The organism is Cellulosimicrobium sp. E-16 (assembly GCF_049913115.1).
Taxonomy (GTDB): Bacteria; Actinomycetota; Actinomycetes; order Actinomycetales; family Cellulomonadaceae; genus Cellulosimicrobium.
This window is the reverse complement of the sequence record NZ_CP183974.1, coordinates 3060368-3087060: the sequence shown is the minus strand read 5'-3', so window position 1 is coordinate 3087060 and position 26693 is coordinate 3060368. Positions and strand designations below refer to the sequence as shown.

The 26693-nt window shown below is 73.4% G+C and carries 22 protein-coding genes; 10 read left to right on the top strand and 12 right to left on the bottom strand.

The window, feature by feature from the left end; translation table 11 throughout:
* The first annotated feature begins 51 nt into the window (after positions 1–51).
* Entirely contained in the window at positions 52–1533 is a 1482-nt protein-coding gene (leuC, locus tag ACN9MS_RS13705; RefSeq protein WP_426311900.1) for a 3-isopropylmalate dehydratase large subunit, read from the top strand.
* A 57-nt stretch (positions 1534–1590) separates the two neighbouring features.
* Positions 1591–2229, top strand: a complete 639-nt coding sequence (leuD, locus tag ACN9MS_RS13700; protein WP_426309081.1) for a 3-isopropylmalate dehydratase small subunit — start codon at positions 1591–1593, stop codon at positions 2227–2229.
* 73 nt (positions 2230–2302) lie between these two features.
* On the opposite strand, the gene ACN9MS_RS13695 is transcribed toward leuD, so the two are convergent.
* The 4 genes from ACN9MS_RS13695 to ACN9MS_RS13680 all read right to left on the bottom strand — a co-directional run bounded on the left by ACN9MS_RS13695 (position 2303) and on the right by ACN9MS_RS13680 (position 8329).
* Positions 2303–3214 carry an LLM class flavin-dependent oxidoreductase gene (locus tag ACN9MS_RS13695; RefSeq protein ID WP_426309080.1) on the bottom strand — a complete coding sequence of 304 codons (912 nt, stop codon included), beginning with the start codon at positions 3212–3214 and terminating at the stop codon, positions 2303–2305.
* Positions 3215–3308: 94 nt separating this feature from the next.
* Positions 3309–4616: a hemolysin family protein gene (locus ACN9MS_RS13690; RefSeq protein WP_426309079.1), complete on the bottom strand. Its 1308-nt coding sequence runs from the start codon at positions 4614–4616 to the stop codon at positions 3309–3311.
* Positions 4617–4652: 36 nt separating this feature from the next.
* Positions 4653–5735 (bottom strand): DUF808 domain-containing protein, encoded by a 1083-nt coding sequence (locus ACN9MS_RS13685; protein ID WP_426309078.1) that lies wholly within the window; start codon positions 5733–5735, stop codon positions 4653–4655.
* A gap of 107 nt (positions 5736–5842) precedes the next feature.
* Positions 5843–8329 carry a leucine--tRNA ligase gene (locus ACN9MS_RS13680; protein ID WP_426311899.1) on the bottom strand — a complete coding sequence of 829 codons (2487 nt, stop codon included), beginning with the start codon at positions 8327–8329 and terminating at the stop codon, positions 5843–5845.
* Between the two features lie 357 nt (positions 8330–8686).
* On the opposite strand from ACN9MS_RS13680, the gene lpdA reads away from it, so the two are divergent.
* Positions 8687–10093, top strand: a complete 1407-nt coding sequence (gene lpdA, locus ACN9MS_RS13675; RefSeq protein ID WP_426309077.1) for a dihydrolipoyl dehydrogenase — start codon at positions 8687–8689, stop codon at positions 10091–10093.
* 88 nt (positions 10094–10181) lie between these two features.
* On the opposite strand, the gene ACN9MS_RS13670 is transcribed toward lpdA, so the two are convergent.
* The 3 genes from ACN9MS_RS13670 to ACN9MS_RS13660 form a co-directional block, all read right to left on the bottom strand.
* Positions 10182–11540, bottom strand: a complete 1359-nt coding sequence (locus ACN9MS_RS13670; RefSeq protein WP_426309076.1) for a lytic polysaccharide monooxygenase — start codon at positions 11538–11540, stop codon at positions 10182–10184.
* 72 nt (positions 11541–11612) lie between these two features.
* Positions 11613–13103 carry an MATE family efflux transporter gene (locus tag ACN9MS_RS13665; protein ID WP_426309075.1) on the bottom strand — a complete coding sequence of 497 codons (1491 nt, stop codon included), beginning with the start codon at positions 13101–13103 and terminating at the stop codon, positions 11613–11615.
* Between the two features lie 131 nt (positions 13104–13234).
* On the bottom strand, positions 13235–13663 hold the full coding sequence (locus ACN9MS_RS13660) for a MarR family winged helix-turn-helix transcriptional regulator (protein ID WP_426309074.1): 429 nt from the start codon (positions 13661–13663) through the stop codon (positions 13235–13237).
* Between the two features lie 168 nt (positions 13664–13831).
* On the opposite strand from ACN9MS_RS13660, the gene ACN9MS_RS13655 reads away from it, so the two are divergent.
* From ACN9MS_RS13655 to ACN9MS_RS13630, 6 genes are all read left to right on the top strand, one after another.
* The gene (locus ACN9MS_RS13655; protein ID WP_426309073.1) at positions 13832–14872 is read left to right on the top strand and encodes an adenosine deaminase; all 1041 of its coding nucleotides are present in this window, start codon (positions 13832–13834) and stop codon (positions 14870–14872) included.
* 259 nt (positions 14873–15131) lie between these two features.
* Positions 15132–16448, top strand: coding sequence for a UDP-N-acetylglucosamine 1-carboxyvinyltransferase (gene murA, locus ACN9MS_RS13650; RefSeq protein ID WP_426309072.1), 1317 nt, complete (start codon positions 15132–15134; stop codon positions 16446–16448).
* A 76-nt stretch (positions 16449–16524) separates the two neighbouring features.
* On the top strand, positions 16525–17829 hold the full coding sequence (locus ACN9MS_RS13645; RefSeq protein ID WP_426309071.1) for a sensor histidine kinase: 1305 nt from the start codon (positions 16525–16527) through the stop codon (positions 17827–17829).
* The gene (locus tag ACN9MS_RS13640) at positions 17826–18431 is read left to right on the top strand and encodes a response regulator transcription factor (RefSeq protein ID WP_205206099.1); all 606 of its coding nucleotides are present in this window, start codon (positions 17826–17828) and stop codon (positions 18429–18431) included. Before ACN9MS_RS13645 ends, ACN9MS_RS13640 begins: the two co-directional genes overlap by 4 nt.
* A 32-nt stretch (positions 18432–18463) precedes the next feature.
* Positions 18464–19189, top strand: coding sequence for a lysophospholipid acyltransferase family protein (locus ACN9MS_RS13635; RefSeq protein ID WP_426309070.1), 726 nt, complete (start codon positions 18464–18466; stop codon positions 19187–19189).
* A gap of 20 nt (positions 19190–19209) precedes the next feature.
* Positions 19210–20268, top strand: coding sequence for an NAD(P)H-dependent glycerol-3-phosphate dehydrogenase (locus tag ACN9MS_RS13630; RefSeq protein WP_426311898.1), 1059 nt, complete (start codon positions 19210–19212; stop codon positions 20266–20268).
* 33 nt (positions 20269–20301) lie between these two features.
* On the opposite strand, the gene ACN9MS_RS13625 is transcribed toward ACN9MS_RS13630, so the two are convergent.
* Positions 20302–20964: an AMIN-like domain-containing (lipo)protein gene (locus ACN9MS_RS13625; protein ID WP_426309069.1), complete on the bottom strand. Its 663-nt coding sequence runs from the start codon at positions 20962–20964 to the stop codon at positions 20302–20304.
* Between the two features lie 228 nt (positions 20965–21192).
* On the opposite strand from ACN9MS_RS13625, the gene ACN9MS_RS13620 reads away from it, so the two are divergent.
* Complete coding sequence (locus ACN9MS_RS13620) at positions 21193–21534, top strand: DUF6191 domain-containing protein (protein ID WP_426309068.1); 342 nt, start codon at positions 21193–21195, stop codon at positions 21532–21534.
* Between the two features lie 16 nt (positions 21535–21550).
* Here ACN9MS_RS13620 and ACN9MS_RS13615 read toward each other — a convergent pair whose 3' ends face one another.
* From ACN9MS_RS13615 to ACN9MS_RS13600, 4 genes are all read right to left on the bottom strand, one after another.
* Positions 21551–22702 (bottom strand): trans-sulfuration enzyme family protein, encoded by a 1152-nt coding sequence (locus tag ACN9MS_RS13615; RefSeq protein WP_426309067.1) that lies wholly within the window; start codon positions 22700–22702, stop codon positions 21551–21553.
* A gap of 154 nt (positions 22703–22856) precedes the next feature.
* The gene (locus ACN9MS_RS13610; RefSeq protein ID WP_426309066.1) at positions 22857–24047 is read right to left on the bottom strand and encodes an acyl-CoA dehydrogenase family protein; all 1191 of its coding nucleotides are present in this window, start codon (positions 24045–24047) and stop codon (positions 22857–22859) included.
* A 97-nt stretch (positions 24048–24144) separates the two neighbouring features.
* Positions 24145–25176, bottom strand: a complete 1032-nt coding sequence (locus ACN9MS_RS13605) for a hemolysin family protein (RefSeq protein ID WP_400555061.1) — start codon at positions 25174–25176, stop codon at positions 24145–24147.
* Positions 25173–26603, bottom strand: coding sequence for a hemolysin family protein (locus ACN9MS_RS13600; RefSeq protein WP_426309065.1), 1431 nt, complete (start codon positions 26601–26603; stop codon positions 25173–25175). The genes ACN9MS_RS13605 and ACN9MS_RS13600 overlap by 4 nt, the downstream gene beginning before the upstream one ends.
* Positions 26604–26693 lie beyond the last annotated feature (90 nt).

The following is a 26693-nucleotide window of genomic DNA, read 5'->3' as shown; positions in this document are numbered from 1 at the left end:
TTCTCCATACCCCCCAGGAGCACCGTGACAGACGACGAGGAGATGAGCTACATGGCCGGCACGCTGGCGGAGAAGGTCTGGGACGCGCACCTGGTGCGACGAGGCACCGACGGGTCGCCCGACCTCCTCTACATCGACCTCCACCTCGTGCACGAGGTCACCAGCCCCCAGGCGTTCGAGGGGCTGCGCCTCGCGGGCCGCCAGGTCCGCCGCCCCGACCTCACGATCGCGACCGAGGACCACAACACCCCGACGCTCGACATCGACCTGCCGATCGCGGACCTCACGAGCCGCACGCAGATCGACACGCTGCGCAACAACGCGCGCGAGTTCGGCGTCCGCATCCACTCGCTCGGCGACGCGGACCAGGGCATCGTGCACCAGGTCGGGCCGCAGCTCGGTCTCACCATGCCGGGCCTGACGGTCGTGTGCGGCGACTCGCACACCTCGACGCACGGCGCGTTCGGCGCGCTCGCGTTCGGCATCGGCACGTCCGAGGTCGAGCACGTCATGGCGACCCAGACGCTCCCGCTCGCGCCCTTCAAGACGATGGCGATCAACGTCGACGGCGAGCTGCCCCCGGGCGCGACGAGCAAGGACATCATCCTCGCGATCATCGCCAAGATCGGCACCGGCGGCGGCCAGGGCTACGTCCTGGAGTACCGCGGCGAGGCCATCCGCAGCCTCTCCATGGAGGCGCGGATGACGATCTGCAACATGTCGATCGAGGCCGGCGCGCGCGCCGGCATGATCGCCCCGGACGACACGACGTTCGAGTACCTCCAGGGTCGCCCGCACGCGCCCGAGGGTGCCGACTGGGACGCGGCCGTCGAGTACTGGCGCACGCTGCGCTCCGACGACGACGCCGTCTTCGACACCGAGGTCACGCTCCGCGCGTCCGACCTCGAGCCCTTCGTCACCTGGGGCACCAACCCGGGCCAGGGCCTGCCGATCTCCGCGACCGTGCCCGTCCCCGAGGAGATCGCGGACGAGAACGAGCGCGTCGCCGCCGAGCGCGCGATCGAGTACATGGGCCTCACGCCCGGCCAGCCGCTGCGCGAGGTGTCCGTGGACACCGTGTTCATCGGGTCGTGCACCAACGGTCGCATCGAGGACCTGCGCTCGGTCGCCAAGGTCGTGCAGGGCAAGCAGAAGGCGGACGGCGTGCGCGTGCTCGTCGTCCCGGCCTCCGCGCGCGTGCGCCTCCAGGCCGAGGCCGAGGGCCTCGACAAGATCTTCCTCGACTTCGGCGCCGAGTGGCGCAACGCGGGCTGCTCGATGTGCCTCGGCATGAACCCCGACCAGCTCCAGCCGGGCGAGCGGGCGGCGTCGACCTCGAACCGCAACTTCGAGGGCCGCCAGGGCAAGGGCGGGCGCACGCACCTCGTGTCGCCGCTCGTCGCCGCCGCCACCGCGCTCCGCGGGACGCTCTCCTCGCTGAGCGACCTCGACCTGCCCGAGGGCACCGACATCACGTCCTTCGACGGCACGCCGCTCGCGCCGCTCGACCCGCGCGTCCTCGTGCAGGTCTGAGCCACCCGCGCCGCGCTGCCCCACTCGTCGCCCCGAAGACTCGAAGAGGTTCCTGCCATGGAGAAGTTCACGACCCACACCGGCGTCGGCGTCCCGCTGCGCCGCAGCAACGTCGACACCGACCAGATCATCCCCGCCGTCTACCTCAAGCGCGTGACGCGCACGGGGTTCGAGGACGCGCTGTTCGCCGCCTGGCGCGGTGACCCCGCGTTCGTCCTCAACCAGGACGCCTACCGCGCGGGCTCCGTCCTCGTGGCCGGGCCCGACTTCGGCACCGGCTCGTCGCGCGAGCACGCCGTCTGGGCGCTGAAGGACTACGGCTTCCGCGTCGTCCTCGCGTCGCGCTTCGCCGACATCTTCCGCGGCAACTCCGGCAAGCAGGGTCTCGTCGCCGGGATCGTCGCGCAGGAGGACATCGAGCTCCTCTGGAAGATCCTCGAGACCAACCCCGGCACCGAGGTGACCGTGGACCTGGTCAACCGCACCGCGTCCGCGCAGGACGTCACCGTGCCGTTCCAGATCGACGACTACACGCGCTGGCGTCTCATGGAGGGCCTCGACGACATCGGCCTGACCCTCCAGCACGAGGACGAGATCTCCGCGTTCGAGGCGACGCGCGCGTCGTGGCGCCCCAAGACGCTGCCGGCGAAGACGCTGCCCAAGGTCGAGATCGAGGCGGCGCGCCCCGTCGGCTGACGGAGCTCGCCGCCGAGGGGCGGGCGCGCGGAACCGACGTGTCGTCGTCTCCGCGCGCCCGCCTCTCGCCGTCTCAGGGGTGGGGCGGGCCCGCGTCGATCGCGGAGAGGAGCGATTCCGGGGTCGCGGTCTCGGGGTTCCAGCGGGACTCGACCCACCAGGTCGCTCCGGCGTCGGCGAGGCCGGCGAGCTGGTCCGCCGCCGCGGTCCGGTCGGTCGGGAGCTCGCCCTGGACGACGACGTCGAACGGGCGGCCAGCGTCGAGGCCCAGCTCCGCGCGGCGCGCGGTGAGCCACGCGACCAGGGCGGAGACGTCGTCGGGCGTGGGCACGTCGAAGCCGCGCTCGCCGCGGAGCTGGAGCACGATCCCGTCGGCGCGCAGCGCGCGGTCGAGGGAGCGCAGCGGCGGTCGCTCGGCGTCCCAGACGCCCACCGGCCACACCGGAACGTGGTGCCCGACGACCGGGCGCTCCACGGGCCGCGGGAGGAACAGCATCTCGCCCGCGTGCACGTGCGTGCCGTCGAAGGCGAACCTCTCCCCGGACCAGGCGCGGTCGAGGTAGGCGATCGCGTCGTCGAGCAGCTCCGCGCGCTCGCGCAGGGGCTGGAGCTGGCCCGGGACGGCCGAGAAGCCGCCGTCGTCGAGCACGCCCACCCCGACGGGCAGGACGAGGCGCCCGCCCGACAGGTGGTCGACCGTCAGCGCCTGCCGCACGACCTCCCACGGCCTGCGGCGCGGGAGGGCGAAGACCATGGCCCCGAGCGCGATGCGCTCCGTCCGGACCGCCGCGGCGGCGAGCACCGCCCACGGGTCGAACGTGTCGACCGGCATCGACAGCAGGCTCAGCCCGTCCCACGAGAAGAACCCGTCCCAGCCGGACTCCTCGGCCCCGACCGCCATGTCCAGCACCTGGGCCGCGGAGCCGAAGCTCCCGACCACCCCGACCTTGATCCCCGACCCTGTCTCCGTCGTCGCTGCGCTCATTCGCCCGACGCTACGCCCCGGCACCCACACCGCTGAGTGCATGAAAAAGTCGTGTTCCAGCACCTCACGCGCGACTATTTCACGCACTCAGCGGTCAGGGGAGCGGGGTGACGTCGAGACGGACGATGTGGCGCCGGGCGACGTCGGTCACGGTGAGGCGGCGGTCGTCGACGTCGACGTGGTCGCCCAGCGTCGCCAGCCGGCCGAGCTGCGCGACGACGTACCCCGCGACCGTCTCGTAGGGGCCGTCGGGCAGCGCGACGCCGGTGCGCCGCGCGAACTCCTCGATGGTCTGGCCGGCGTCGACGCTCGTCGCGGTGCCGTGCTCGCGCGCCGGCGACGGCTCGTCCGGGTCGTACTCGTCGCGGATGTCGCCCACGAGCTCCTCGACGAGGTCCTCGAGCGTGACGATCCCGTCGGTCCCGCCGTACTCGTCGACGACGACGGCGATGTGCACGCCCTCGCGGCGCATCTGCGACATCGCGGGGAGCACGGTGTTCGTCGCGGGCAGGGCGAGGATCGGGCGGACGACGTCGCGCACCGCCAGGGCACGCCCGGTCGTCGGGTCGGTCGCCGGGTGGTCCGGGCAGTCGCGCCCGAGGAGGTCGCGCACGTGGAGGAACCCCACGACGTCGTCGAAGTCGTCGCCGGTCACGGGGTAGCGCGAGTACGGGCCCGCGGCGACCGTCGCGGCGGCCTCGGAGAGCGTCGTGTCGGCCCTGAGGAACGCGACCTCGCCGCGCGGGGTCATGGCCTCGGCGAGCGACCGGTCGCCCGCCTGGAACACGTCGTCGAGGATGCGGCGCTCGTCCTCGGGCAGCGACTCGTGCGCGAGCACGATCTCGCGCAGCTCCTCCTCGCTCATCTCCTCGCTGCGCGCGGACGGGTCGCCGCCGAGCAGCCGCACGACGCCGTCCGTCGAGCGCGAGAGCAGCCAGATGACCGGCCGCATGAGCGTCGCGAACCGGTCGAGCGGCGGCGCGACGACGAGCGCGACCCCGGCCGAGCGCTGGAGCGCGATGCGCTTGGGGACGAGCTCGCCGAGGACCAGGGAGAGGTACGCGATGACGAGCGTCAGCCCGACGAGCGCGACCGTGTCCGCGAGCGCGCCCGACAGCCCGAGGCCCTCCAGCGCGGGCGCGAGGTCGGGGGCGAGCGTCGAGGCGCCGTACGCGGCCGAGAAGAAGCCCGCGACGGTGACGCCGATCTGGACGGCGGCGAGGAACCGGTTCGGGTCGCGCGCGACGGCGGCCACCCGCGCGCCGCGTGCAGACTGCTTCTCGAGCCGCGCGACCTGGCTCTCGCGCAGCGAGACGAGCGCGATCTCCGTGCCCGCGAACACGCCGCCGACGAGGATGAAGAGCAGGACGAGGCCGATGTTGGCCCAGGTGCCGGAGTCCATGCCTCATCCAAGCAGGCCGTCCGGCCCGCCGCGGGATCAGCGGTCGGTGGGCTCCCGGTCGGTGTCCGTCGGGTCGGGGTCGGTCGGCTCCGAGGCTCGCGGCTCGGTCCCCGGCGCGGTGGCCTCGGTCCCCGTCCCCGCCGTCGAGTCACCGGTCGCGTCGGTCGTCGCCTCTGCGGTGGCCGGCTCGCCGTGCTTGCGGCGGGGGATGAAGTGGGCGACGAGGACGACGACGCCACCCACGAGGATGCCCACGACGGCCGAGCACGCCGTGTTGACGAGCCAGCCGAGGAACCCGCCCACGCCCGCGACTCCGGTGACCGCGTGCTCGAGGTGGTGCACGACGTCGTACGGGCCGTGCCAGCCGAGGTCGTAGGCGCCCTGGAGCAGGATGTGCCCGCCGACCCACAGCATCGCGATGATGCCGACGAACGAGATGACGGCCATGACCTTGGGCATCGCGCCGACGAGGCCGCGCCCGAACGACCGGACCCACGGTGTGTCGCGCTTCGCGAGGTGCAGGCCGATGTCGTCCATCTTCACGATGAGCGCCACGACCCCGTACACGAGCACCGTGATGAGCACCGCGACGATCACGAGGATGACGAGGCGCGACCAGAAGCCCTCGGAGGCGACCTCGTTGAGCGCGATGACCATGATCTCCGCGCTGAGGATGAAGTCGGTCCGCACCGCGCTCGAGACGACCGAGTCCTCGTCGACGGCCTTCTTCTCGGCCTTCGTCTCCACCTCGGCGTGATGCTTGCCCGAGACGAGCTCCCACACCTTCTCGGCACCCTCGAACGCGAGGTACGTCCCGCCGAGCATGAGCAGCGGCGTGAGCAGCTGGGGCAGGAACTGGCTCAGCAGCAGGATCGCCGGGAGGATGAACAGCAGCTTGTTGCGCAGCGACCCGGTCGCGATCCGCTTGACGACGGGCAGCTCACGCTTGGCGGCCAGGCCCTCGACGTAGCGGGGCGTGACGGCGGTGTCGTCGATGACGACGCCGGTCGCCTTGGCGCTCGCGCGCCCGGCGGCCGCGCCGACGTCGTCGATCGACGCCGCGGCGAGCTTGGCGAACGCCGCGATGTCGTCCAGGAGGGCAGCGAGTCCGAAGGCCATGGGGAGGTGCTCCGTGCGCCGGCCCGCGTCGCCGCGCACGGGCCCGCTGGTCGTGTGGACGCGGCGGCAGCATCGTAGCGACTTCACCCCGCGCTCGCGTCGGCGGGTCAGGACGTCGCGGCGCGGGTCACGACGTTCACCACGTGCGGCGCGCGCACGACGACGCGCACGACCTCGCGCCCGGCCGTCGCCCGCGCGACGCCGCCGGTCGCGAGCGCGAGGTCGTGCAGCGTGCGCTCGTCGACGTCCGCGGGCACCCGCACCCGCGCGCGGACCTTCCCGTCGACCTGGACGGCCGCCTCGACCTCGTCCGCGACGAGCAGCGCCGGGTCGACGGCGGGCCAGGTCGCCTCGGCCACCGACGGCTCACGGCCCAGCCGGTGCCAGGCCTCCTCGGCCGTGTGCGGCGCGAACAGGCTCAGCAGCACCGTGACCGCCTCGACGGCCTCGCGCACGGCAGCGGCGTGCGCTCCCGCGTCCTCGCCCGCCGCCGGGCCGTCCTCGGACGCACGCCGCGCGGCGGTGACGAGCTCCATGACGCGCGCGACGACCACGTTGAACCGGTCCCGGTCGAGCAGGTCCTCCGCCTCGTGCACGGTCCGGTGCGTGGCACGGCGCAGCGCGTGCGCGCGCGACCCGGGCACGACGGCGGCCCGTGCGCCGGGGCCGGACTCGCCGGGCGAGGAGCCCGGGCCGACGGCGTCCGCGAGCCGCAGCACGCGCGCGCAGAACCGCCGCATCGCGCCCGGGTCGACGTCGGCCCAGTCCACGTCGTCCTCGGGCGGCCCCGCGAACACCATCGCGAGGCGGACCGCGTCGGCGCCGTGCCGGTCGAGCTGCTCGCCCAGGTCGACGCCGTTGCCGAGCGACTTGCTCATCGCCCGCCCGCCGTTCAGGACCTGTCCCTGGTTGAGCAGCGTCGCGAACGGCTCGACGACGTCCACCCACCCCTCGTCGTGCAGGAACTTCGTGACGAACCGGCTGTAGAGCAGGTGCAGGATCGCGTGCTCGACGCCGCCCACGTACTGCGCCGCGGGCATCCACCGCCGCGCGTCCTCGGGCCGGAACGGGACGTCGTCGGGCGCGCCGTCGCCCAGCGAGCAGTACCGCAGGAAGTACCAGGACGAGTCCACGAACGTGTCGAGCGTGTCCGGGTCGCGCTCGGCGGCCGCGCCGCAGCGCGGGCACGGCACGCGCCGCCACGCGTCGGCGGCGGGGGACGCGAGCGGAGAGCGGCCGCGGGGGAGCAAGTCGTCGCCGGCCAGGTCGGGCAGCCGCACGGGCAGCTCGTCGTCGGGGACGGGCACGACGCCGCAGCCCGGGCAGTGCACGACCGGAACCGGGGCGCCCCAGTAGCGCTGGCGCGAGACCAGCCAGTCGCGCAGCCGGTACGACGTCGCGCGCTGGCCCGCGCCGTCGGCCTCCAGGCGGGCGACCGCGTCCTCGACGCCGGGCCACGTCTCGCCCGACCCCGCGGGCAGGCCGTGCGCGGCGGCGAAGCGGGCGTCGCGGTCGTCGTGCGCGGGCACTCCCATGACCGCGCCCGTCCCGTAGCCGGGGAGCACGTGGTCGGCCGCCCAGACGGGCAGCCGCGCACCCGTCTCCGGGTGGCGCACCCACGTGCCCAGGAACGTCCCGGCGCTCGGGCGCTGCACGTTCGTCCGCTCGATCTCCCCGGACGCCAGCGCGTCCTCGCGGTGCCGGGCGAGGGCGTCCGCGTGCTCCGGCGCGCACAGCGCCGCCGCGAGCGGCCCGTCCGGCGCGACGGCGACGAACGTCACCCCCGGCAGCGTGTCGGGACGCGTCGTGAAGACCTCGACGTGCTCGGGCCGGGTGCCCACCCCGGGCGAGGCGCTCGCGGAGGGGCGCGGGCCGCCGTCGGGCAGTACCTCGAAGCGCACACGGGCACCCGTGCTGCGCCCGACCCAGTGGCGCTGCATCGTCAGGACGCGCGCGGGCCACGCGCCCTCGAGCGCGTCCATGTCGTCGAGCAGCCGGTCCGCGAACGCGGTGACGCGCACGAACCACTGCGTGAGCTCGCGCGGCACGACGGCCGCCCCGCACCGCTCGCACCGCCCGCCCACGACCTGTTCGTTGGCGAGCACGGTCTGGTCGGCCGGGCACCAGTTCACGGGGGCCGTCGCGCGGTAGGCGAGGCCGCGCTCCAGCAGGCGCAGGAACAGCCACTGCGTCCAGCGGTAGTACTCCGGGCGGTGGGTCTCCAGGCGGCGCGACCAGTCGAACGCCACCCCGTACCGGCGCGCCGTCGCGGCCTGCGTCGCGATATTGGTCTCGGTGAAGACGGCAGGGTTCTCGCCCCGGCGGATCGCCGCGTTCTCGGCGGGGAGCCCGAACGAGTCCCAGCCGATCGGGTTGAGCACGTCGTACCCGCGCAGGCGCCAGTACCGCGCGACGACGTCCTCGAGGGCGAACACCTCGGCGTGGCCCATGTGCAGGTCGCCCGAGGGGTACGGGAACATCGTCAGCAGGTAGCGGCGCGGGCGCGCGCCGTCGTCGCGCGCGCGGAACGTGCCGTGCTCGGCCCAGTACCGCTGCCAGCGGTCCTCGATCTCGCGGGGCGACCCGTCGAGCATGCGGTCGGCGCCCGAGATCGGCTCGACACGGTCGCTTCCCGCACGGTCGGCGGGGGCGGAAGGGTGGGGTGGGTGTGCGGCGTCCACGGGGAGGCTCCTCGAGAAGGTGGGCTTCGTCGTCGGGCACTCGCCGTGCGCTGGCCGGTAGCTCGACCGGGACGCGCAGGCACCGCCGCGCTGAGCGTGCCCGCCCGGCGGGCTCAGCGCGGCCGGCGAAGGAGGAGCCGCAGGTGTCGCATCCCGGACATCGTGACCCGCTCGACGGCGCAGGGTCAACCCTCGCGGTACCGGCAGGTGTGGCGGACGTCGCGCGCGAGGGCACCCCAGGGCCGATCCGGCGCCAGTAGGCTGGTCGCCATGGCATCCCACTACGACGTCGTCGTCCTCGGTGCAGGTCCCGGTGGTTACGTGGCCGCGATCCGTGCAGCCCAGCTGGGCCTGTCGGTCGCGGTCGTGGAGGAGAAGTACTGGGGTGGGGTGTGCCTCAACGTGGGCTGCATCCCGTCCAAGGCGCTCCTGCGCAACGCCGAGCTCGCGCACATCTTCCAGCACGACGCGAAGACCTTCGGCATCTCCGGAGAGGTCAGCTTCGACTTCGGCGCGGCGTTCGACCGCTCGCGCACCGTCGCGGAGGGGCGCGTCAAGGGCGTGCACTTCCTCATGAAGAAGAACAAGATCACCGAGTACGACGGCCGCGGCACGTTCCGCGACGCGCACACGCTCGACGTGAAGCTCGCCGACGGCTCGACCGACCAGGTGACGTTCGACAACGTCATCATCGCGACCGGCTCGAAGGTGCGCCTGCTCCCGGGCGTCGAGCTGTCCGAGAACGTCGTCACGTACGAGAAGCAGATCCTCACGCGCGACCTGCCCCGCTCCATCGCCATCGTCGGCGCGGGCGCGATCGGCATGGAGTTCGGCTACGTCCTCAAGAACTACGGCGTGGACGTCACGATCATCGAGTTCCTCGACCGCGCGCTGCCCAACGAGGACGCGGACGTGTCGAAGGAGATCGCCAAGCAGTACAAGAAGCTCGGCATCAACCTGCTCACGTCGACCGCCGTCCAGACCGTCAAGGACAACGGCACGGCCGGCGTCACCGTCAGCTACAAGGGCGTCAAGGACGACAAGCCGGGCGAGCTCGTCGTCGACAAGGTCCTCATGGCCGTCGGCTTCGCGCCCAACGTCGAGGGCTTCGGCCTCGAGAACACCGGCGTCCAGCTCACCGAGCGCGGCGCCATCGCGATCGACGACGTCATGCGCACCAACGTCGAGCACGTCTACGCGATCGGTGACGTCACGGCGAAGCTCATGCTCGCGCACGTCGCCGAGGCGCAAGGCGTCGTCGCCGCCGAGACCATCGGCGGCGCCGAGACGCTCACGCTCGGCGACTACCGCATGATGCCGCGCGCGACGTTCTGCCAGCCGCAGGTCGCGAGCTTCGGCCTCACGGAGCAGCAGGCGCGCGACGAGGGCTACAAGGTCAAGGTCGCGACCTTCCCGTTCATGGCGAACGGCAAGGCGCACGGCCTCGGCGACCCGACCGGCTTCGTCAAGCTCATCTCCGACGAGACCTACGGCGAGCTCCTCGGTGGCCACCTCATCGGCCCCGACGCGTCCGAGCTTCTGCCCGAGCTCACGCTCGCGCAGAAGTGGGACCTCACCGTCTACGACGTCGCGCGCAACGTGCACACCCACCCGACGCTGTCCGAGGCGGTCCAGGAGTCGATCCACGGCCTCGCGGGGCACATGATCAACTTCTGACACGGGACAGGGCTGCTCGCGGCCCGGTCGTCATGACACCACGGTGCGCCGGCAGGGACGTCCCTGCCGGCGCACCGCCGTCTGCGGGTCAGTCGCAGGCCGCGCCGTTGAGCGCGAAGCTCGTCGGCGCCGGGTGGATCCCGGCCGTGGCGGTCGCTCCGTTGTAGCCGAACGTGACGGACTCGCCCGGGGCGAGGCTGGTCTTCCACGCGGGGTGGGTCGCCGTGACCCTCGTGCCCAGCTGGGCGACCGTCGCGCTCCATCCCGGGACGTCGACCCGCTGGCCCCCGGGGTAGTCGAACGTGACGACCCAGCTGCTCACCGTCGCCGCGGACGTGTTGGTCACCGTGACCGACGCGGTGAACCCGCTGCTGCTCCCGCCCCAGCCGGGCGCGGAGTAGTCGACGGTGCACGCGCCGGTGGGCTCGGGCACGCCGCCGTCGTCCAGGGTGGTGAACGTGACGTTCCTGGTCCCGGAGACCGCTCCGGTGTGGTCGTTCCGGGACCGGACCACCACGGTGTACGCGGTTCCGGGTTCTAGCCCGGTGAGGTCGACCATGGGTGACCCGTCGGTGCTCGCGATCACCTGGCCGGTCGCGGGGTCGAGCACGTCGTACCCGGTGACGCACCCGGACTCGGCCGCGCCCCACATGACGTGCGCGCTCGTGGCGGTGACAGACATCGCCATGACGGATCCCGGGGCGCCCGGCGCCTCGTCCGGGCACGCGGGCTCGGTCGGCTCGCCGCCGTCGCCGATGCCCGTGACCTCGCCGTCGCCGCCGTCGAACGCGACGTCCGAGCACGAGTAGAAGTTCTCGTTGCTGTCCGAGCGGACCCAGTGGGTGAAGATCATGTGGTCGCCGCTGCGGTCGGCGGGGAGCGCGACGTCCCAGTAGTAGTAGTTCAGGGCACCCGGTCCGCCGGTGTCGGGCGGGTTGGTCACGGAGTCGATCAGCTCGAGGTCGTCCCACGCGAGCGGGCTCGACGGGTCCCAGCCCTGCTCGGTGACGTACACGTCGAAGCGCCCGGGGTGCTCGGCCCAGTTGTTGTGCTGGAACTGGTAGGTCTCCCCGGCGGTCAGGTGCGTCCGCGGCCAGTCGTCCCGCACGGCGTTGAACCCGCTGAAGTCGTACGGACCGCGACCGCCGCCGTCGCAGATCTGCCCGTCCGGGATGTAGCCCGCGGTCCGGCCCGCGCCGTTCGAGTCCAGGTTCCCGAACCAGTTGTAGAACGCCGAGGTCCCGCTGACCGCGTAGGCGTTCGCGCACGCCGGGTTCTGCGGGTCGACCTGACCGTTCGCCGTCCCGCCGTCCACCCAGCACAGGTACTGACGGCTCCCCGGGAACACCTCCGCCCCGTGCGCCTCCGCCGGGGCGGGCGGGGCGGCCGCCACCAGGCCCGCCGCGCCGAGGACCACCGCGGCGGCCCACGCTGCCATGCGTCGCATCTCTCCAGCTCCTTTGCTCTCGGATGTCGAACACGGTGACGATGCCGCAGGACGCGCGACGGCGGTACCGGCCTAATCGATTCGGGCGGTGCTCGCCGTCAGGCCACGATCGATGGCCCCGCGGGAGGCGACGAGCAGCCCGGTGCCGACGAGGCACACGACGACCTCGGTCACGGTGAGCGACCAGACGATGCCGGACAGCCCGAACCAGTGGTTGCCGAGCAGCACGACGGGCACGAAGAGGACTCCCTGCGACACGGACATGACGATCGCGGGGACGGCGCGCCCGGTCGCCTGGAACAGCGAGGTGACGAGCCCGGCGAAGCCGTTGGCGACCATCGCGACGAGCTGGGCGGTGAGGATGGTGGCCCCGATCGCGAGGACGGCGGGGTCGGCCACGAAGGCGGCGAACACCTGGTCGCGGAACAGGATGACGACGGCGGAGAACAGCAGCCCGAGGCCGCCCACCGTGACCGCGGAAGCGCGCAGCGCCGCCGTGAGCCGGCCGCGGTCGCCCTTGCCGTAGGAGTAGGCGAGCAGCGGCAGGACGCCGAGCGTCACTCCCATGAGGAGGAACTCCGGCACCTGCGCGATCCGGACCGCCACACCCATCGCGGCGAGCGGGCCGTCGCCGTACGCGGCCGCGAGATTGTTGAGCACCAGCGACGTGACGATGAGGAACGACGCCTGGAGCAGCTCGCCGACCCCCACGCCGAAGACCGGCTTGAGCACGCTCGGCGAGAGCGTGAACCACCGCGGCGCGACGCTCATGTGCTCGCTCCTGCAGGTCAGCCAGACGGCGAAGTAGACCACGACGGCGAGGTTCGCCAGTCCCGTGCCCAGTGCGACGCCACCCACGCCCCAGGGCAGGACGAGGACGAACAGGACGTCCAGCACGAGGTTGAGGACCGTCGACCCGACGAGCGCGTACATCACCTGCCGCGAGGCGCCCTCGGCGCGGACGAGCTGCTCAAGGCAGAACGCCGCCGTGAGGACCGGGACGAACGCGAGCATGACCGCGACGTAGGTCGCCGTCGCTGGAGCGGTGGCGGCGTCCGCCCCGAGGAGGGTGACGAGCGGTCGCAGGAGGAGGAGGCCGCCCGCGCCGAGCACGGTGCCGGTGGCCACGGCACCCCAGACGGCGAACGACGAGACGCGGCGGACCTGGCCCGTGGCGGACGGGTCGTGCTCCGCCACGCCGAGCAGCCGGGCGACGAGCGCCCCGCCGCCGACGCCGAAGACTCCTCCGACGGCCATGACGAGGCCGAGGAGGGGCGTGCCGAGAGTGACGGCGGCGAGGAGCGCGTTGTCGTGGAGCGAGCCGACGAACCCGGCGTTGACGACGTTGTAGACGGCGCCGACGATCATCGCCGCGGCCATCGGCACGCACAGGTGCACGAGGGCGCGGACGATCGGCGCGGAGGAGAGGTACCAGCGGTCGGTGCCGGGGGTGTCGGGCGCAGCCGGCGTCGCCGCGGTCGCGTCGCCGGTCGCTCTGGCTGACGTTCCGCCCGACGATCCGGCGGGGGAGCTGGTCGGGGTGTCGAGGTCCGTGGTGCTCATGGCTGCTCCGTTCGGGCAGGCTCGAGCGCGCGCCGACGGGAGCCGGCGCGGCGACGGGAGCGGTGGCTGGTGAGGGTGTGTGGCGGGGAGACGGTCGCGCCCGGATCCGTGCGGGCCCGGCGTCGTCCGGCTCAGTCCCGGGTGGGCCGCGGGAGGTCCGCGGCGATCTTGGTGAGCAGCCCGCGCAGGGTGGCGCGCTCGTCCTCGTCCAGCGGGGCCAGGATCGTCTCGTCGGCGGCAGCCATCGCGTCCTGGAAACCTGCGATGAGCCGGGCGCCGGCGGGCGTGGTCTCGACGCGCTTGACGCGCGCGTTGTCGGGATCCGGGCGTCGCTCGACGAGGCCGCGCTGCTCGAGCCCCTTGAGCAGGCTCGTGACGCTGGCCGCGCTGGTGCGGCTCACCGCGGCGATGTCGCGCTGGATCGCGCCGGGGTTCTGGGCCAGGAAGCCGAGCACGAAGGCCTGCTCGTGACTGAGGTCGCGTTCGCGCACCCAGTCCTCGGCCGCCTTGCGCTGAGCCCAGCCGATCCAGCGGACGAGCTCGAGACTGCTGGTGGGCACGGACTGCTCGTTCATGATGAGAAATCTAACGGTTAGAGGTCAAAGTGTCAACGCCGAGCCCTCGCGTGCTCGCCGTACGGTCGGCCGGGCCCCACGAGCGCCGGTGCGCCCCGGCGTCGGGCACGGGAGAAGATGAGGGCGGGGGACACCGACCCGAGAAGGAGACCCATGCCTGCGCCCACGACGCCCACCCGCGAGTTCGTCACCGGCCTGCCCAAGGCGGAGCTGCACCTGCACCTGGAGGGCACGCTCGAGCCCGACCTCAAGCTGCGCCTCGCACAGCGGAACGGCATCGACATCGGCCAGTCGACGGTCGAGGAGGTGCGGGCGACGTACGCGTTCGACTCGCTCACGAGCTTCCTCGCCGTGTACTACCCGGCGATGGAGGTGCTGCAGACGGCCGACGACTTCTACGAGCTCGCCGACGCCTACCTCGCGCGCGCGGCGGCCGACGGCGTGAAGCACGTCGAGATGTTCTTCGACCCGCAGGCGCACACGTCGCGCGGCGTGCCGTTCGAGCTGGTCGTGACGGGCTACCACCGCGCCGCGTCCGAGGCGCCGAGCAAGCACGGCATCGACGCGCACCTCATCCTGTGCTTCCTGCGCGACCACTCCGCGGAGAGCGCGGCCGAGACCCTGGAGGCCTCGGTGCCGTTCCGGGACAAGATCCTGGGCGTCGGGCTCGACTCGGACGAGCGCGACAACCCGCCGCAGAAGTTCGCCGAGGTCTTCGCGCGCGCCCGCGAGCTCGGCTACCGGCTGACGATGCACTGCGACATCGACCAGGTCGGCAGCATCGACAACATCCGCACCGTGCTCGACGAGATCGGTGTGGACCGCGTGGACCACGGCACGAACGTCGTCGAGGACCCGGCGCTCGTCGACGTCGTGCGCGAGCGCGGGCTGGGCCTCACGTGCTGCCCGATCTCGAACTCGTTCGTGACCGACGACATGAAGGCGACGGAGATCGCGGGCCTGCTGCGCTCGGGCGTGCGCGTCACGGTGAACTCCGACGACCCGGCGTACTTCGGCGGCTACGTGGCGGACAACTACGTGGCGCTCGCGGAGGCGGCGGGGCTGACGACGGAGGAGGTCGTGCAGCTCGCGCGGAACTCGTTCGAGGCGTCGTGGCTGGGCGACTCGCAGCGGGCCGCCTACCTGGCCGAGGTCGACCGGTACGTCGCGGGGTTCGACGCGGCCGCCGTCTGACACGCCGGACGCCTGCCCGTGTCTCGGCCCACGAGCCGCGCGGCACGGGCGGGCGTACCGGGGAGTAACGTGTCGGGGACGGCCGCCGCCGTCCGGATGGCGGCGAGCATGCCCGCGGGGGGTGAATAATCTCCGGGTGCCGCACGTTGGCGCACTCGGGACCCGCAGCCGCGGACGAGCCGTCCGCGGCCCGACGCGCGGGCCCGGGCCCGCAGGGGCACCACGGACCATCGGCTTGGCGAGAGGGCGACCAGAGCTCATGAAGGATGTGCTGTACGTCAACGGCGGGACCCCGCTGGACGGGACGATCACCGTGCGTGGCGCGAAGAACTTCGTGTCCAAGGCGATGGTGGCGTCGTTGCTGGGGGAGTCGCCGAGCGTGCTGCGCAACGTGCCGCAGATCCGCGACGTCGGCGTCGTGACGGGGCTGCTGGAGCTGCACGGCGTGGCGGTGAAGTCCGACCCCGACGCAGGGATCCTCGACCTGGACCCCTCCAACGTCGAGTCCGCGCACGTCGCGGACATCGACGCGCACGCGGGCTCGAGCCGCATCCCCATCCTGTTCTGCGGCCCGCTGCTGCACCGCCTCGGCGAGGCGTTCATCCCCGACCTGGGCGGGTGCCGGATCGGCGACCGGCCGATCAACTACCACCTGGACATCCTGCGCCAGTTCGGCGCCGTCGTGGACAAGCGCGAGAACGGGATCCACATCCGCGCCCCGCGCCGCCTCCAGGGCACCAAGATCGCGCTCCCGTACCCGTCGGTGGGCGCCACCGAGCAGCTCCTGCTCACCGCCGTGCGCGCCGAGGGCATCACCGAGCTGGCCAACGCCGCGATCGAGCCCGAGATCATGGACCTCATCGCGGTGCTGCAGAAGATGGGCGCGATCATCTCGGTCGACACCGACCGCGTGATCCGCATCGAGGGCGTGGACCGCCTCGACGGGTACACGCACACGGCGCTCGGCGACCGCATCGAGGCGGCCTCGTGGGCGTCGGCCGCGCTCGCCACGGGCGGCGACATCACGGTCAAGGGCGCGACGCAGCCCGAGATGATGACGTTCCTCAACACCTTCCGCAAGGTCGGCGGCCGGTTCGACGTGCAGGACGACGGCATCCGGTTCTGGCACCCGGGTGGGGACCTGGACCCCATCGTGCTCGAGACCGACGTGCACCCCGGCTTCATGACGGACTGGCAGCAGCCCCTCGTCGTCGCGCTCACCCAGGCCAAGGGCCTGTCGATCGTGCACGAGACGGTCTACGAGAACCGGTTCGGCTTCACCGACGCCCTGCGGGGCATGGGCGCGACGATCCAGGTCTACAAGGAGTGCCTGGGCGGCCGCGACTGCCGGTTCGGCCAGCGCAACTTCCACCACTCCGCCGTGATCTCCGGCCCGACGCCGCTCTCGGCAGCCGACATCGAGGTCCCCGACCTGCGCGGCGGCTTCTCCCACCTCATCGCGGCGCTCGCCGCGAAGGGCACGTCGACCGTGCGCGGGATCAGCCTCATCGACCGCGGCTACGAGAACTTCCAGGAGAAGCTGGTCGCGCTCGGCGCCGACGTCCGCCGCGGCTGACCCGGGAGCGCCCGTCGCCGCAGGTCATGACGCCTGTCACGGCGGTCCGGCGCGCCTGCGTGGGACGCTGGTCGACGTGATCACCCGACCGCGCACGTTCCTCGACGTGTGGAGCCGTCGGACCGCCCCCGAGCGGTTCGACGCCTACACGCGCTGGTCGCTGTACCTGCTCTCGCTGTTCGAGCCGTTCCTCGCGCTCGTGCTCGTCGGTTCCGACCCGACGTTCCGGCCGGGGGCCGTCAACGCGTGGCTCGTGCTCGTGCTTGGGCACACCGTCACGTGCCTCGTCCTGCTGCGTGCGGGGGTGGTGCACTTCCTCGGCGGCCCGGTCGTGCGCCCGTGGCTGCTCGCCCTTCACGGGACCGTGTCCCTCGCGGTCGCGGTGGTCGGGTTCTGGACCTTTCCCGTCGGCTCGGCAGAGGACGTCGCCGGGAGCGCCCGGTACTACGCGCTCCTGGTGGGGTTCGGCTTCGGCACGCTCGCCGTCGTGCCGCTCCTCACGTTCCGGCGGCTCGCCCTGCTCGCGGTCCTGTTCGGGGCGATCACCGGGTGCTCCGTGTGGGTGGGTACCGGACCGATCTCCTCGACCACCGTGGGCATGGCGGTCGGGCTCGGCGTGTCGAGCGCGGTCATGCTCGTCGCGATCTTCGGGTCCTACCGCGTGTCGGTGTGGATGCTCGGCATCGTGTGGGAGCAGGAGCGCACGCGCGTGCTGCACGCCCGGCTCGCGGTCGCGGAGGAGCGGCTGCGGTTCTCGCGCGACCTGCACGACGTCTTCGGACGCACCCTGTCCGTGGTCGCCGTGAAGAGCGAGCTCGCCGCGGAGCTCGCCGCCCGCGGTCGCCCCGGCGCGGAGGAGCAGATGCTCGAGGTGCGCCGCATCGCGCAGGACGCGCTGCGCGAGGTGCGCGCCGTCGTCGCCGGCTACCGCACCGCCGACCTCGGCGCCGAGCTCGTGGGCGCGCGCTCGGTGCTGCGCTCGGCGGGCATCGAGACGACCGTCCACGGCGAGGAGACACCGGTCGGCACCGCAGCGCAGGAGGCGCTCGCGTGGGCCGTGCGCGAGGCCGTGACGAACGTCGTGCGGCACTCCACGGCGCGCACCTGCACGATCACCGTCCACCGGGACGGCACGTCGAGCGTCGTGGAGATCGTCAACGACGGCGCACCCGCTGGCGCGGGGGACGGGCGCGGCTCGGGGCTGGTCGGGCTCCGCGAGCGGTTGGAGGGCGCCGGGGGGAGCCTGCGGACGTGGCTCGACGGCGGGAGGTTCGGCCTCGTCGCGCGCGTGCCCGACGACGGCGCGGCCCGGGGCGCGCCCGCGCGGCAGCCCGACCGCGACCTTCCCGCTCCTGCCCCCGAAAGGACCACGCGCGCGTGATCCGCATCCTGCTCGCCGACGACGAGAACCTCATCCGCGACGCCGTCGCGTCGCTCCTGGCGCTCGAGGACGACCTCGACGTCGTCGCCCAGGCCGCGTCCGGGCCCGAGGCCGTCGCGGCGGCGCTCAAGCACGAGCCCGACGTCGCGGTGCTCGACCTCCAGATGCCGGGCCTGGACGGGGTCGAGGTCGCGCAGCGCCTCGCGCGCGACCTGCCGTCGTGCGGTGTCGTGATCGTCACGAGCCACGGCCGGCCGGGCTACCTCAAGCGCGCGCTGGAGGCGGGTGCGCGCGGGTTCCTGCCCAAGACGGTCTCGTCGCGCGTGCTCGCGGACGTCGTGCGGCAGGTGCGCGACGGCGGTCGGTACGTCGACCCCGAGCTCGCCGCGGAGGCGATCGCGGCGGGCGCGAGCCCGCTCACCGCCCGTGAGGCGGACGTGCTCGAGCTCGCCGCCGACGGCGCGCCCGTCGAGGAGATCGCGACGCGCGCCCACCTGGCCCCGGGGACCGTGCGCAACTACCTGTCGTCGGCCGCCGCGAAGCTCGGGGCGGCGAACCGTCACGAGGCGGCGCACGTGGCGCGGCGGCACGGCTGGATCTGAGCGGAGGGCCGCGCCCGGTAGGCTCGGTGACCGTGCCGAGCCTGCCCGAGACCCCGCGCGCGTACAGGACCCTCGCGTTCTTCCTGCGCCCGATCCTCTTCGCGATCACCCGCCGTGACTGGCGCGGTGCGGAGAACCTGCCCCCGACCGGCTTCATCGCCGCGGCGAACCACGTCACGGAGGTCGACCCCGTGACGCTCGCGCACTTCCTCTACGACCAGGGTCGCGCGCCGAAGATCACGGCGAAGGCGTCGCTGTGGAAGGTGCCGGTCCTGGGCCGGATCCTCACCAGCACGGGCATGATCCCGGTGCACCGCGGCACGGCGGGCGCGGCGCAGTCGCTCGTCGACTCGACGGCTCGGCTCGACGAGGGGCAGTGCGTCGTGTTCTTCCCCGAGGGGACGCTCACGCGCGACCCGGACGGCTGGCCCATGGTCGGCAAGACCGGCGTCGCGCGGCTCGCCCTGACGAGCCGCGCGCCCGTCGTGCCCATCGCGCAGTGGGGCGCCGAGCAGCTCCTCGCGCCGTACGGCAAGGTGTTCAAGCCGATCCCGCCCAAGCGGGTCGCGGTCCACGCCGGACCGCCCGTCGACCTGTCCGACCTCTACGACCGCCCGCAGGACACCGCGACGCTGCGTGAGGCGACCGAGCGCATCATGACGGCGATCACGCGCCAGCTCGAGGAGATCCGCGGCGCGAAGGCGCCCGCGGAGCGCTTCGACCTGCGTCAGCACCCGGGCTCGGAGCGCCGCCGGTGAGCGGGGACCAGACCGTCGAGATCAGCCCCGCGCCGCTCGGCGCCGACGACGTCCCCGCCGCGGAGCGTGTCGTCGCCGCGGTCCTCGGGTCGGGGAGCTGGGGCACGACGTTCGCCGCCGTGCTCGCCGACGCCGGCTGCGAGGTCCGCCTGTGGGGTCGCGACCCCGAGGTCGCCGCGCAGGTGAACTTCTCCCGTCGGAACGAGAAGCGGCTGCCGGGCATCGAGCTGCCCGCGGGCATCCGGGCCACGACCGACGCGCGCGACGCGCTCGCCGGGGCGGGCCTGGTGGTCGTCGCGATCCCCTCGCAGGTCGCGCGCACGACGCTCGCCGAGCTGCGCCCGTACCTGGAGCCCGACGCCGTCGCGGTCTCGCTCATGAAGGGCGTCGAGCTGAGCACCGACCGGCGCATGAGCGAGGTCGTCGCGGAGTCGCTCGGGCTGCCGCCCGAGCGCGTCGCCGTGGTGTCCGGACCGAACCTGGCGCGGGAGATCGCGCACCGCCAGCCGACGGCGACCGTCGTGTCGTGCGTCGACGAGGACGTGGCGCGGTACGTCGCGCGGGCCTGCTCGTCGTCGTACTTCCGCCCGTACACCAACCGCGACGTCGTCGGGGTCGAGCTGTGCGGGGCCGTGAAGAACGTCATCGCGCTCGCCGTGGGGATCGCCCAGGGCCGCGGGTTCGGCTACAACACGACCGCCACCGTCATCACGCGCGGCCTCGTCGAGATCACGCGCCTGGGCCTCGCGCTCGGCGCGGACGCCGAGACGTTCCCCGGCCTCGCGGGCATGGGCGACCTCGTCGCGACGTGCTCGTCCCCGCTGTCGCGCAACCACACGCTGGGCAAGCACGTCGGCCAGGGGTTGAGCCTCGACGACGCGATCGCCGCGACCGGCGGCACGGCGGAGGGCGTCAAGTCGTGCCGGTCGGTCCTCGAGCTCGCCCAGAAGGTCGGTGTCGAGATGCCGATCACCGCCGGCGTCGTCGCGGTGCTGCACGAGGGCATGCCGGTCGACGAGATGGCGCGCGGCCTGCTCGCCCGGCCGCAGAAGGCCGAGGGGATCTCGGCGGAGCGCTGAGGGCGTCGGGCACCCCGACGCGGCGGGCCCGCGTCAGTCGTCGTCGCGGACGTCGACCACCACGCGCGTCGGGTCCTCGAGCGAGAACACCCGGAACGGGCGGCGCTCGTCGTCGACGCCCACGAACGCCTGGGTGTAGCCCTCGAAGACCCCGCGCAGCAGGACCTCCTCGACCTCGCCGTCGTCGCCCGCGCGCACCGGGTTGGGTCCCGCGTACTCGTCCACGCCCGTGTCCATCGGGTACCCCGAGCCAGAGATCATGACCTGGAGGTAGGCGTCGCCGTCGACCGCGACGACGTCGCCCTTCCCGTCGTCGACCGGCTGGTCGACGTACTCGACGCGCCACCCGGGCGTCCCGGTCCCGCCGAGCTCGAAGACGACCCGGTCGTACCCGTCGTGGTGCCCGACCCGGATGTCCGTCACGGTGAGGGCCGCGTCCGCGGACGGGTCCTGCGTGTCCGGCTCGGTGTTCGCCGGGAACGGGAGCGGTGCCTCGGTCGCGTCGTCGGCCGGTGCCGTGGAGTCGTCCGTCGGGCTCTCTCCCGGGGCGTCGGTCGGCGAGTCCGTGGGGGTGGGCGAGCCGCTCGTCGTGGTGTCCGACGGCGACGGGGAGTCGTCCGTGCCGCCGGGGGTGCACGCGGCGAGCGAGAGCGCCAGCAGCCCGACGACGGCCGTCGCGGCCCGCGGTGACGTCATGGCGCCGCGCCGCCCTCGGTCGCCACGGTCTGTCTGCCTCGTTGCTCGTGCCGTCATGGACCGATCGTAGAAACCGCAGGTCACGCTCGCGCGGCGGGCGGGCCACGGTGAGGTCCCGGTCCGGTCACGGAGGGGTCTCGGCGAGATTCGCCGTCGTCTCGCAGGTCCGGCGTGCGCGGGTCCTGGCCGTCGTGGCCCCGCCCACGTGGTCGACGCTAGGCTCGGAGGATGGGGCAGGGGATCGGCGCAGACGTGGTGGGCGTGCTCGTCGCGGTCGCGCTCACGGTGCTGCTCGTCGTCGGGATCACGCGGTTCACCTCCGGCGCCGAGGCGCGCGCCCGCCGCGACGCGGGCGGGGGCGAGAGCGCGTCGTCGGGCATGTTCGGCGAGATCGTCGAGATCTTCCAGCCGAGCCGCACGCACCTCACGGAGGAGAAGGAGCGCCAGCGCCTCGACATCGTGCAGCGCCCCGCCGAGGGCCTACCGTTCGACGTCGACCTGGACGGCGGCGTTTTCTACGTCCCGACGGACCCGTCGCGGCCCGCGCGCCCGGACGCGGAGGCGCGGTAGCGCGCCTCGGGGGAGATCAGCCGGCCGGTGCCCGCAGCGCTCGGTCGAGGTCCCGCCACAGGTCTTCGACGTCCTCGATGCCCACGGAGAGCCGCAGCAGGTCCTCGGGAACCGTGAGCGACTCGGTCGCGAACCTGCGGCGCCGCTCCAGGCTCGACTCCACGCCCCCGAGGCTCGTCGCGGGGACCCACAGACGCACGGCACCGACGACGGCGTCCGCGCCCGCGGCGCCCCCTCGCGGCCGCACGCCGAGGATCGAGCCGTACCCGGTCATGAGGCGCGACGCGCGCTCGTGCCCGGGGTCCGTGGACAGGCTCGGGTGACGCACCTCGACGACGTCGGGGTGGTCGGCGAGGCGCCGGGCGAGCTCCGCCGCGTTCGCCTGCGAACGTTCCACGCGCAGTGCGAGGGTGCGCAGGCCGCGCAGCGCGAGCCACACCTCGAACGGGCCGGGGATCGACCCGTGGAGCGTCCGGTAGGCGCGCAGCGTCGCGGTGAGCTCGGCCGTGCGCGCGACGGCGGCGCCGAGGACGACGTCGGAGTGCCCGGCGAGGTACTTGGTCACCGAGTGCACGACGACGTCCGCGCCGTGGGCGAGCGGCTGCTGCCCGAGCGGGGTCGCGAACGTGTTGTCGACCGCGGTGAGGACGCCCCGCTCGCGAGCGGCCGCGAGCAGCACGGGCAGGTCGGCGACCTCGAGCATGGGGTTCGTCGGGGACTCGACGAGCAGGAGCGAGGCGCCGTCGAGCGCGGCGACGACCTGGTCGGTGTCCGCGACGTCGACGCGGACGACCTCGACGCCCGCGCGCACGGCGAGGTCGTCGGCGAAGCCGAGCGTCACCTGGTAGGCGTGCCGGGGGAGGACGACCTTGCCACCGGCCGGGACGACCGAGAAGACCGCCGCGATCGCCGCCATCCCGGACCCGAAGGCCACGCCGGGGTGGTCGCCGCCCTCGAGCGCGGCGAGCGCCTCCTCGAACGGGTGCCAGGTCTCGGTGTCGATGCGCGTGTACAGGAGCTCACCGGGCTGCTGTACACCCTGCGAGACGTAGGTCGACGAGAGCACGATCGGCGGGTTCACGGGCGCGCCCTGCGTCCGCTCGGGTCGCCCCGCGGCGACGGCGACGGTCGCGGGGGAGAGGGCGGCAGGGACGTGCGGGTCGCTCATGGCGGCAGCGTACGCCTGGCTGCACGACGCGTGCCCCGAACAACCACCCTCTGACCGTGCGGCCAGGCGATCCTGGCCGGACGAGCAGGTCGTCCTGGCTCGTCGCGGGGCCGGGGACGAGCCAGGACCGCCTGCTCGGCGCTGGGTGGACCCGTCAGTCGAGCGGGCCCAGGAGGGACTGCGCGACCGTGGAGTGCGCGGACTCGTCGTCGGACGGGTGGAAGATCCCGGCGAGCACGTCGCGGTACAGGCGGCCCAGCTCGTTCCCGGCGAAGTAGCTGGACCCGCCCGCGACGCGCACCATCTGGTCGACGACCGTCTTCGCCGTCTCCGTGGCGCGCACCTTGAGCCCCGCGGTCGCGCGGAACCAGCCTGCGCCGCGGTCGACGAGCGCGTCGAGCTCGCCTGCGACGGTGTCGATCTGCGGCCAGACCGCGTCGAGCGCGAGCGCGGCGTCCGCGAGGCGCCAGCGGATGTCCGGGTCCTGCGCGAGCGACGCCCCGTCGTTCTTCATCGACGTGCGGCGGCGCGCCGCGGCGACGCCGAGCTCGAGCGCGCGCTCCGCAATCCCGGTGTAGACGGACGCGAGAAGGGTCTCGAACGTCGTGAAGATCCCGACGACGAGCGGGTCGAGCGTGGGGCCGGGCGCGAGCCGCCGGACGACGCGGTCGGCGGGCGCATGAGCGCCGTCGAGCACCGTGGACCGGGACTGCGACGCCCGCATGCCCATCGTGTCCCAGTCGTCGAGCACCTCCACCCCGGCGTCCCGGGGGACGAACGCGTGCACGAGGCGCGGCGCGTCGTCGGACACCGTGTCGCGCCCGAGGACGCCCAGGCGCGTCCACGCGGGCGAGTTGGACGTGAAGATCTTGCGGCCGTGGAACGTGTAGCCGCCCGCGCCGTCCGGTCGCGCCTCGGTGCGGGACCCGAGCAGGACGAGGTCGTTGCCGCCCTCGGAGTACCCGAAGCCGAACACCTCGCCGCGACCGGCCTCCTCGAGCAGCCAGTCGAGCGAGGCGTCGCCGCGCTCGTGCAGGTAGCGCGCGACGCCGGTCCACACGTGGTGCATGTTCACCGCGAGGGCCGTCGCGGGCGCCGCCCCCGCGAGCCGAGCCTGCTCGTGCGCGACCTCGCGCAGGCCGAGCCCGGCGCCGCCGAACGACGTGGGCACGAGCGCGCGCAGGTACCCCGCCTCGGACAGCGCGGCGAGGTCCTCGTCGAAGAACGCGTTGTCGTGGTCGTAGCCCGCCGCGCGGCCGCGGACGGCGTCGAGCAGGTCGTCGGTGAGGAGGGTGCGCAGTCGTGGGAACGGCAGAGCGAACGGCGGAGCGACGGGCGTGGACATGGCCTGCCTTCGGTCGGGGCGGACGGCGAGAGGCCCCGGCGACGTGCGTCGCCGAGGCCCCTCCACCGTACGCCGGGCCGGTCGGCCGGCGAGCCGGTCAGCCGACGAGCACCGGCGCCGGCTCCTCCGGGGACGGCAGGATGCGGCGCAGCACGTCGGCGAGCGTCACGACGCCGACGAACCGCTCGCCGTCCATGACGATCGCGAGCTGCTCGCTCGACTCGCGCATGCGCGCGAGCGCCGCGTGCACGGTCGTCCCCGACGCGAGCACGAACCCGGGGCGCGCGAGCTCCCCGGCGGGCCGGGCGTCCGGCTCCAGGAGCGTGTCGCGCACGTGCACGACCTTCGGCACGACGCTCCCGTTCTGGACGAGGATGCGCAGGTGCCCCGACCGGGCGGACGCCGCGCGCACGTCCGCGGCCGTGGCCGTCGCGGGGACGGACGTCGGGTGGCCCTCGACCGGCACGAGCGCGTCGACCGTGAGGGTCTCGAGCTCGATGACGCCCGAGATCTGCACGCGGTACGACGCCTCGAGCGCGCCGACGTTCGCCGAGTGCTCGACGAGGTGCCGCAGGGTCGCGGCGTCCTGCCCGCCGCCCTCGACGTTCTCGACCGGCTCGACGCCCACGGCCCGCACGCAGCGGTTCGCGAGCGCGTTGAGCCAGCGCAGCAGCGGGCGGAACGCCCACATGAACCCGCGCATCGGCAGCGCCAGCAGGGTGGCCGAGCGCTCCGGGTGGGCGATCGCCCACGACTTCGGCGCCATCTCGCCGATGACGAGGTGGAGGAACGTCACGACGATCAGGGCGAGCACGAAGCCCGCGACGTCGGCGGCCCACAGGGGCGCGCCCCACGTCTCGAAGACGGGCGTGAGCCAGTGGTGCACGGCCGGCTTGGTGATGGCGCCGAGCGCGAGCGTGCACGCCGTGATGCCGAGCTGCGCACCCGCCATGAGGAGCGTGAGCTCGTTCGAGCTGCGCAGCGCGGCGCGCGCCGCTCGGCTCGTGGGTGCGGCGTCCTCGAGCCGGTGCCGCTTGGCGCCGAGGAGCGCGAACTCCACGGCGACGAAGAACGCGCTGAGCGCGATGATCGCGACGGTCGCCACGACGACGACCCAGGGGTTGCTCATCGGGTCTCCTCCGCTGCGTCCGTCGGGCGGGCAGCCTCGTGCGTGGTGCGGTGTGCGTCGTCGGCGGCGGGGGCGTCGCCCCGTTGCTCGACCAGCCGGACGCGCACGAGGCGCGGCACGTGCCGCTCGACCGACAGGACGTCGACGACGAGCGTGCGGTGCACCGGCTCGTCGTGGACGAGGTCGGCAGGGTCGTCCGGGAGCGGGACCTCGATCGTGTCGCCCGCGCGCGGCAGGGCGCCGTGCTGGGAGATGAGGAGCCCGGAGACCGTCTCGTGGTCGCCGCGCGGCAGGTCGTGGCCGAGCGCGCGCTCCGCCTCGTCGACGTGGACGTCGCCGCCCATGACCCACACGCCGTCGTCCTCGGCCGTGACCGTGACCGGCTGTTCCGGGTCGTGCTCGTCGGTGATCTCGCCCACGAGCTCCTCGGCGAGGTCCTCGACCGTGAGCACGCCGGTGAATCCGCCGTACTCGTCGATGACGCACGCGAGCTGGTTGCGCGTGGAGTTGAGCTGCCCGAGCGCGTCGGGCAGCGTCATGGTCGTCGGCAGCACGACGGCCGGGCGCATGAGGTCGGTGACGGGTGCGTCGTCGGGCAGACCGGTCGCGAGGACGTCGGCGAGCTGGACGACGCCGAGCGGCTGGTCCGTCTCGTCGACCACCGGGTAGCGCGTGTGCGCGCGGGCCATGAGCTCGCGCACCTCGGCGACGGTCGCCTCGGGCCGCACCGTGCCGACGCGCGAGCGGGGGATCATCGCGTGCTCGACGTCGCGCTGGGGGAAGTCGAGGATGCGGTCGAGGAGCACGGACAGCTCGTCGGGCAGGTCGCCGCTCTCGCGCGAGTCCGCCACGATGTGCTCGAGGTCGCGCGCGGTCGCGGTGTTGTCGACGTCGTGCACGGGCTCGATCTTCAGCAGGCGCAGCAGGGCGTTGGACGCCTTGTCGAACACCGCGATGAGCCAGCCGAACACCGTGAGGTAGGCGGTCGTGGAGCGCGCCAGGCCCTTCGCGAGCGGCTCGGACCGCGCGATGGCGAGGTTCTTGGGGAACAGCTCGCCGAAGAGCATCTGGATGATCGTCGAGAGCACGAGGGCGAGGACGGTGCCCACCGCCACGCCGACGCCCGTGGGGACGCCGACGCCGCCGAGCATCGTGCCCAGCGACTCACCGATCAGGGGCTCGGCCACGTAGCCGACGAGCAGGCCCGTCACGGTGATGCCCAGCTGGGCCCCGGACAGGACGAAGGACGTGCGCCGGGTGACGGCGAGCGCGCGCCGGGCCGACTCGTCGCCGGCCTCCGCCTTGGCCCCCAGGCGGGAGCGGTCGACGGTCATGTAGGCGAACTCCTGGGCGACGAAGTAGGCCGTCGCCGCCGTGATCGCGAGAACCACGAGGAGCCCGAGCAGGAGGGAGAGGAAGGTCGTCATCGTGCCCGCACCGCCCTCCGGTCGTCGGGGACGCTTTCGCGCGTCCGCTCGCTGCCGGGGTCGGTGCGGCCGGGACTATGGTCGGGGTCG